Genomic DNA, 6,205 nt, shown 5'->3' on the forward strand with positions numbered 1-6,205 from the left:
GATCAGGACAGCCCATGACCTCCGCCGTCTCCTTCCAGAAAGCCTCGCGCCATTTCGGCAGCGTGCGCGCCGTCGACGCGGTCGATCTCGACATCGTGCCGGGCGAATTCTTCGCCATGCTCGGCCCGTCAGGTTCCGGCAAGACCACCTGCCTGCGCCTCATCGCCGGCTTCGAGCAGCCGACATCGGGCTCGATCTCGATCTTCGGCGAACGCGCCGAGGGCGTTCCGCCCTATCGCCGCAACGTCAACACCGTGTTCCAGGACTATGCGCTGTTCCCGCATCTGAACGTGCTCGACAACGTCGCCTACGGGCTGATGGTCAAGGGTGTCGGCAAGGCTCAGCGGCACAAGGCGGCGGAAGAAGCGCTGTCACTGGTGCGGCTGCCCGGCTATGGCGCCCGCCGCCCCGGCCAGCTTTCCGGCGGCCAGCGCCAGCGCGTGGCACTCGCCCGTGCGCTGGTCAACCAGCCAAAGGTGCTGTTGCTCGACGAGCCGCTCGGCGCGCTCGACCTCAAATTGCGCGAGAACATGCAGGAGGAGTTGAAGTCGCTGCAGAAGGCGCTCGGCATCACCTTTGTCTTCGTCACCCACGACCAGGGCGAAGCGCTGTCGATGGCCGACCGCGTCGCCGTCTTCAACGATGGCAAAATCATGCAGGTCGGCACGCCGGAAGATATCTACCAGCGACCGAAGACGCGCTTCGTCGCCGATTTCGTCGGCTCCTCCAACGTGCTGCCGCCGGATTTCGTCCAGCGCTATTCCGGCCAGCATCGCTGGGGCAGCCTGCGCCCTGAATCCATTCGTGTCGGCCGCGCGGCCAGCGCGGGCACAAGTGGCGAAGGCGTATCCGCCCGCCTCGTCTCGACCAACTATCTCGGCGCCACGACGAAGCTGGCGCTCGACGCCGACGGGCTGCGGCTGCACGCCATCGTGCCCGCCGGCACGGCCTTGCCTGGGGAAGGCGAGGCGGTGGTGCTCACCTTCAACCGCGAGCACCTGCATCTGATGGACGAGCCGGCATGAGCCTCGACGCCGCCATGATGCGTGCAACAGCGCCCGCCATCCTGCCCGGCAGCGGCGGCTTGCGCGGCGCGCTATCGGACCTTTTCTGGCGCAAGCCGAAGGTCCTGCTGCTGCTCATGCTGCTGCCTCCGGTTCTGTGGCTGGGTATCGTCTATATCGGCTCGCTGTTTGCGCTCCTGGCGCAGAGCTTTTTCTCCATCGACGAGTTTTCCGGCCTCATCAACCGTGAGTTCACGCTGAAGACTTATGGCGACCTGTTCCAGGCCGCCAATCTCGACATCATCCTGCGCACGGTGACGATGGCGGCCCTGGTCACGCTGGCCTCGGCCGTCATCGCTTTCCCCATCGCCTATTACGCGGCGCGCTATGCGCGCGGTCGCTGGAAGGCGCTGTTCTATCTCGGCATCATGCTGCCGCTGTGGTCGAGCTATCTGGTCAAGATCTACGCCTGGAAGCTGATCCTGGCCAAGGAGGGCATCCTCACCTGGCTGCTCGCCAAGCTGCATTTGTTGTGGGTTCTCGACGCATGGCTGTCGCTGCCGATTGTCGGCGGCAATTCGCTGTCGGTATCGTTCACCGGCACCTTCATCGTCTTCGTCTATGTCTGGCTGCCGTTCATGATCCTGCCGGTACAGGCGGCGCTCGAGCGCGTGCCCGGCAATCTTGTCGAGGCCTCGTCCGATTTGGGGGCTTCGCCGGGACAGACCTTCCGCAACGTGCTGTTCCCGCTGGCCCTGCCGGGCATTGTCGCCGGTTCGATCTTCACCTTCTCGCTGACGCTCGGCGACTATATCATCCCGCAGATCATCGGCACCTCGCGGCTGTTCATCGGCCAAGCCGTCTATTCGCAGCAAGGCACCGCCGGCAACATCCCGCTCGCCGCCGCCTTCACCGTGGTGCCGATCGTCATCATGGGCTTCTACCTCTGGGGCGCCAAGCGCATGGGGGCCTTCGATGCGCTCTGATGGTTCCCAGTCGGCTCCGCTCGGCCTGAAGATAGCCGCCGCCTGCGGCCTGCTGTTCCTGCATCTGCCGATCCTGCTGATCTTCGTCTACGCCTTCACCACCGAGGAGAAGAGCTTCGTCTGGCCGCCGCCAGGGCTGACGACGCAATGGTTCGCCGTGACCTGGAACCGGCCGGATGTCTGGCAGGCGCTGTCGCTATCGGTCAGGGTTGCCTCGATCTCGACTGCGATTGCTTTGGTCCTCGGAACGCTCTGTTCGGCGGCGGTGTCGCGGACAAAATTCTTCGGCCGCGAAACCATCTCGCTGCTGGTCATCCTGCCGATCGCCCTGCCCGGCATCATCACCGGCATCGCGCTGCGCTCGGCCTTTTCGCTCGCCGATATCCCGTTCTCGTTCTGGACGATCGTGCTCGGCCACGCCACCTTCTGCGTCGTCGTCGTCTACAACAATGCCGTCGCCCGCTTTCGCCGCACCTCCGGATCGATGATCGAGGCGTCGATGGATCTCGGCGCCGACGGTTTTCAGACTTTTCGCCATGTCGTGCTGCCCAACATCGCCACGGCACTGCTTGCCGGCGGCATGCTGGCCTTCGCGCTGTCCTTCGACGAGGTCATCGTCACCACCTTCACCGCCGGACAGCAGCAGACGCTGCCGATCTGGATGCTGGAAGAGCTGATCCGCCCGCGCCAGCGCCCGGTCACCAATGTCGTCGCCATGGTCGTGGTGCTGGTGACGCTGCTGCCGATCCTTGCCGCCTATTACCTCACCCGTGACGGCGACCAGATCGCCGGAAGTGGGAAATGAAAAACAGCGAATAGGGAGTAGCGAACAGCGAGTAGGGATCATCGACGGTCAACCCTGCTCGCTTTCAGCTACTCGCTACTCGCTCCTGTTAAGGGAGAATCCAATGGACACCCAGATGCTGATCGGCTCGAAATTCGAGAAGGGCACCGAGACCGAGGAGCCGATCCTCAATCCAAAGACCGGGGCGACCATCCTCAACCTGCCCGAGGCCAGCCAGGCGCAGATCGAGGCGGCGGTCACCGCCGCCGAACAGGCGTTCGTCTTGTGGTCGCGCACCACGCCGGCGCAACGCTCCGGCTATTTGCTGAAGATCGCCGACCGCATCGAAGCCGACGCGAAGGAGTTCGCCACGCTCGAGGCGCTCAATTGCGGCAAGCCGATCAACGCTGTGCTCAATGACGAAATCCCGGCGATCGTCGACTGCTACCGCTTCTTCGCCGGCGCCGTCCGTTCGATGCCGGGCGTCGTGGCCGGCGAATACATTCCCGGCCATACTTCGATGGTCAGGCGCGACCCGATCGGCATCGTCGCCTCCATCGCGCCGTGGAACTACCCGCTGATGATGATGGCCTGGAAGCTGGCGCCGGCGATCGCCGGCGGCAACACGGTCGTTTTCAAGCCGTCGGAGCAGACTCCGCTGACGGCGCTGAAGCTTGCCAAGATACTTGCGGAAATCCTGCCGGAAGGCGTGGTCAATGTCGTCCTCGGCCGCGGCGACAGCGTCGGCAACACGCTGATCAATCATCCCAAGGTCAACATGATCTCGATCACCGGCGACGTCGCCACCGGCAAGAAAGTGCTGCAGGCGGCCGCCAAGTCGGTCAAGCGCACGCATCTCGAGCTCGGCGGCAAGGCACCGGTCATCGTCTTTGACGACGCCGATCTTGGCGCCGTGGTCAGCGGTCTGCGTGCCTTCGGCTATTACAATGCCGGCCAGGACTGCACCGCCGCCTGCCGCATCTACGCCGGCAAGAAGATCTACGACAAACTCGTCGCCGATCTCTCCTCGGCCGTCTCGACCATCAAATACAACCGTCCCGACGACACTGAAAACGAGATCGGCCCGCTCATCTCCCGCCGCCAGCGCGACCGCGTGTCGAGTTTCGTCGAGCGCGCCTCGGAACTGAAGCACATCGAGATCACCACCGGCGGCAAGCCGGGCGAGGGTTCTGGCTTCTACTACCAGCCGACCGTCGTCGCCGGCGCGCTGCAGGAAGATGAGATTGTCCGCCGCGAAGTGTTCGGCCCGGTCGTCTCGGTTACTCGTTTTTCGGAAGTCGACGACGCGGTGAACTGGGCCAATGACAGCGACTACGGCCTGGCGTCATCGGTATGGACCAAGGATGTCTCGCGCGCCATGGCGACGGCCGCCCGCCTGCAATATGGCTGCACCTGGATCAACACGCATTTCATGCTGACCAACGAGATGCCGCATGGCGGGCTGAAACAGTCCGGCTACGGCAAGGACATGTCGCTCTACGCGCTGGAAGACTACACCGCCGTGCGCCATGTGATGGTGGCTCACAGCTAGCGCCTTCCCTTCTCCCCGCTTTACGGGGAGAAGGTGGCCCGAAGGGCCGGATGAGGGGCAGCGCGTCCCTGGCAAAGCGGGCTCCGCCCGTCATCTGCCTGCCGGCATCTTCTCCCCGTGAAACGGGGAGAAGAGTCACTACTCCACAATGCGATAAATATTCCACAGGCTGGTGCCCGACACGACATAGGGCTCGATCTCCTTGCCCCATTTGGCATGCGCGTCGATCTTGCCGATCTTGGCGAAGAACGCCTCCAGTTGGGCCAGGCTTTCGACCTGGTGATGGGACTCGACCGTCGCCTCCCGCGCGCCGATCGAACCGGTCATGATCTGGAATTCCAGCTCGTCGATGCCGACCTGCGAGCCGATCTCGCGTTCCCATTTCTTCAACAGGTCGAGCACGGTCTGCTTGTGCCCGAACTTGGCGTCGATCTGCCATCTGGCGCTGAACATCGTCTTCTCCTCCAGGTTTGCGGCCCAGGCCGCGGTTGATCCACAGGCTGTTGGTCTACTCGTCCCAGGCCTGCACGACGGTCTGCCTTGCGATCCGCCCGTCTTTCAGCTCCAGCATCGCCGCGCAGAACACCTTGGTGCCGTCCGGATAGGCGCAGGCCTGGGTGAAGGCGAGGCTGTCGCCGTCGGCGATGGTGGTGTCGACCTTGTGGGTCATCGCCCGGCTGCAGATGTCGTCCCAGAATGTGGTGATCGCCGCGCGTCCGCGGATCTCGCGCGGCTTGCTCGGCGGGTTGTTGCGGTCGATCACCCGCACCAGCGCGTCGTCGGCATAGAAGCTCGACAGCATCTTGCCGTCACGGGTTTCGATGGCCTTCTTGATCGATGCGCCATCCACTGTTTGGGTCTTGGTCAGCATGTCATCCTCCATTGGCCCGTCTTGCGACCGGGCGGTTGATGGTCGAAGGGCTGCCCGGCGCTCGTCGCCGGGCAGGGATTTCCTCACTGCGACTTCGCCTTGACGGCCGCGAACACGTCGTCGGCCTGCTTCTTGAAGGTCGTCAGATCGACCTGACTGCCGTTGAGCATCGTCGACCAGTGGCGCACGATCGCGGACATCGCGACCGCCTCCTTGATCTCCTCGTCGCTGGCGCCGTTGAGCTTGGCCGCCTCGGTGTGGAAATAGATGCAATACTGGCATGGGATCTGCGCCGCGACGGCGAGGCCCAAAAGCTCCTTGGTCTTGCCGTCAAGCGCCGTCTTCGGGTTGAGCTGCACGCCCTTGATCTCGGCCCAAGCGCCGGCAACGGCCACATCCGGCAGCGTTCTGAACATGTCCGGCACCGAGCCGAGCGTCGCCTCGATATCCTTGTAGGCAGCCGCCGCGGACGCATCCTCGGCCTTTGCGGGAGCGATAGCGAACAGCGCTCCGACGCTTGCCGCTATCGCAAGCGATTTGAGTGTTTGGTTCGACGTCAGCATTTCCTCCTCCGTTCGCAGCACCTTTCCCGACGACATCCGCCTGGCCTGCATGGAGAGAATTGATAGCGCTTACCCGCCCATGGCCGCTTCGCCCGAAAGCGCCATGGCTCTCATGGCCCGTGCGGGCCAGGGTGCCTGGCCGAAAACGCCGCCGCCGCCGCCCGCGACGGCAGGTCCAGCTTGAGCAGTATGTTGGCGACATGGCGCTTGACCGTGTGTTCGCTCAGCCTCAATTCGGCGGCGATCGCGGCATTGCTCTTGCCGTCGGCGACGAGGCTCACCACCTCGCTTTCGCGCGCCGTCAATGCGGCCGGCTCGGCAACCCTGGGTTTGGGCCGGCAGGCGGGTTCCAGATGCTGTTCGGACGTCGCATGGACCAGCGCCAGCGGCTCCTCCAACTCGTCGACGCTGATGCGCCCGGCGTCGGTGAAATGCAGGCCCGACC

8 protein-coding genes are annotated in these 6,205 nt (G+C 64.1%); 4 read left to right on the forward strand and 4 right to left on the reverse strand.

The genetic code is table 11. The annotated features are described in order from the left end of the window. Window positions 1–14 precede the first annotated feature (14 nt). The 4 genes from EN984_RS18860 to EN984_RS18875 all read left to right on the forward strand — a co-directional run bounded on the left by EN984_RS18860 (window position 15) and on the right by EN984_RS18875 (window position 4,326). The gene (locus EN984_RS18860) at window positions 15–1,025 is read left to right on the forward strand and encodes an ABC transporter ATP-binding protein (RefSeq protein ID WP_127267884.1); all 1,011 of its coding nucleotides are present in this window, start codon (window positions 15–17) and stop codon (window positions 1,023–1,025) included. A 14-nt stretch (window positions 1,026–1,039) separates the two neighbouring features. Further along, window positions 1,040–1,990: an ABC transporter permease gene (locus EN984_RS18865; RefSeq protein ID WP_197031622.1), complete on the forward strand. Its 951-nt coding sequence runs from the start codon at window positions 1,040–1,042 to the stop codon at window positions 1,988–1,990. Then, the gene (locus EN984_RS18870; protein ID WP_127267883.1) at window positions 1,980–2,795 is read left to right on the forward strand and encodes an ABC transporter permease; all 816 of its coding nucleotides are present in this window, start codon (window positions 1,980–1,982) and stop codon (window positions 2,793–2,795) included. The genes EN984_RS18865 and EN984_RS18870 overlap by 11 nt, the downstream gene beginning before the upstream one ends. A 103-nt stretch (window positions 2,796–2,898) precedes the next feature. Continuing rightward, entirely contained in the window at window positions 2,899–4,326 is a 1,428-nt protein-coding gene (locus EN984_RS18875; RefSeq protein ID WP_127267882.1) for a gamma-aminobutyraldehyde dehydrogenase, read from the forward strand. A 138-nt stretch (window positions 4,327–4,464) separates the two neighbouring features. Here EN984_RS18875 and EN984_RS18880 read toward each other — a convergent pair whose 3' ends face one another. From EN984_RS18880 to EN984_RS18895, 4 genes are all read right to left on the reverse strand, one after another. Further along, window positions 4,465–4,779, reverse strand: coding sequence for a hypothetical protein (locus EN984_RS18880; protein ID WP_127267881.1), 315 nt, complete (start codon window positions 4,777–4,779; stop codon window positions 4,465–4,467). Between the two features lie 55 nt (window positions 4,780–4,834). Then, window positions 4,835–5,197 (reverse strand): nuclear transport factor 2 family protein, encoded by a 363-nt coding sequence (locus tag EN984_RS18885; protein ID WP_127267880.1) that lies wholly within the window; start codon window positions 5,195–5,197, stop codon window positions 4,835–4,837. Between the two features lie 83 nt (window positions 5,198–5,280). Next, complete coding sequence (locus EN984_RS18890) at window positions 5,281–5,760, reverse strand: carboxymuconolactone decarboxylase family protein (RefSeq protein WP_127267879.1); 480 nt, start codon at window positions 5,758–5,760, stop codon at window positions 5,281–5,283. A gap of 110 nt (window positions 5,761–5,870) precedes the next feature. Next, window positions 5,871–6,205: helix-turn-helix transcriptional regulator (locus tag EN984_RS18895; RefSeq protein ID WP_164765522.1), on the reverse strand; the 335-nt coding region annotated here is incomplete at its 5' end.

The sequence above is a fragment of the Mesorhizobium sp. M7A.F.Ca.CA.004.12.1.1 genome (assembly GCF_003997835.1).
GTDB lineage: Bacteria > Pseudomonadota > Alphaproteobacteria > Rhizobiales > Rhizobiaceae > Mesorhizobium.

What these genes read in the sequence shown, in the direction of transcription:
- EN984_RS18860 (WP_127267884.1), top strand. Translation starts at nt 15, where the DNA reads ATGACCTCCGCCGTCTCCTTCCAGAAAGCCTCGCGCCATTTCGGCAGC.
- EN984_RS18865 (WP_197031622.1), top strand. Translation starts at nt 1,040, where the DNA reads ATGATGCGTGCAACAGCGCCCGCCATCCTGCCCGGCAGCGGCGGCTTG.
- EN984_RS18870 (WP_127267883.1), top strand. Translation starts at nt 1,980, where the DNA reads ATGCGCTCTGATGGTTCCCAGTCGGCTCCGCTCGGCCTGAAGATAGCC.
- EN984_RS18875 (WP_127267882.1), top strand. Translation starts at nt 2,899, where the DNA reads ATGGACACCCAGATGCTGATCGGCTCGAAATTCGAGAAGGGCACCGAG.
- EN984_RS18880 (WP_127267881.1), bottom strand. Translation starts at nt 4,779, where the DNA reads ATGTTCAGCGCCAGATGGCAGATCGACGCCAAGTTCGGGCACAAGCAG.
- EN984_RS18885 (WP_127267880.1), bottom strand. Translation starts at nt 5,197, where the DNA reads ATGCTGACCAAGACCCAAACAGTGGATGGCGCATCGATCAAGAAGGCC.
- EN984_RS18890 (WP_127267879.1), bottom strand. Translation starts at nt 5,760, where the DNA reads ATGCTGACGTCGAACCAAACACTCAAATCGCTTGCGATAGCGGCAAGC.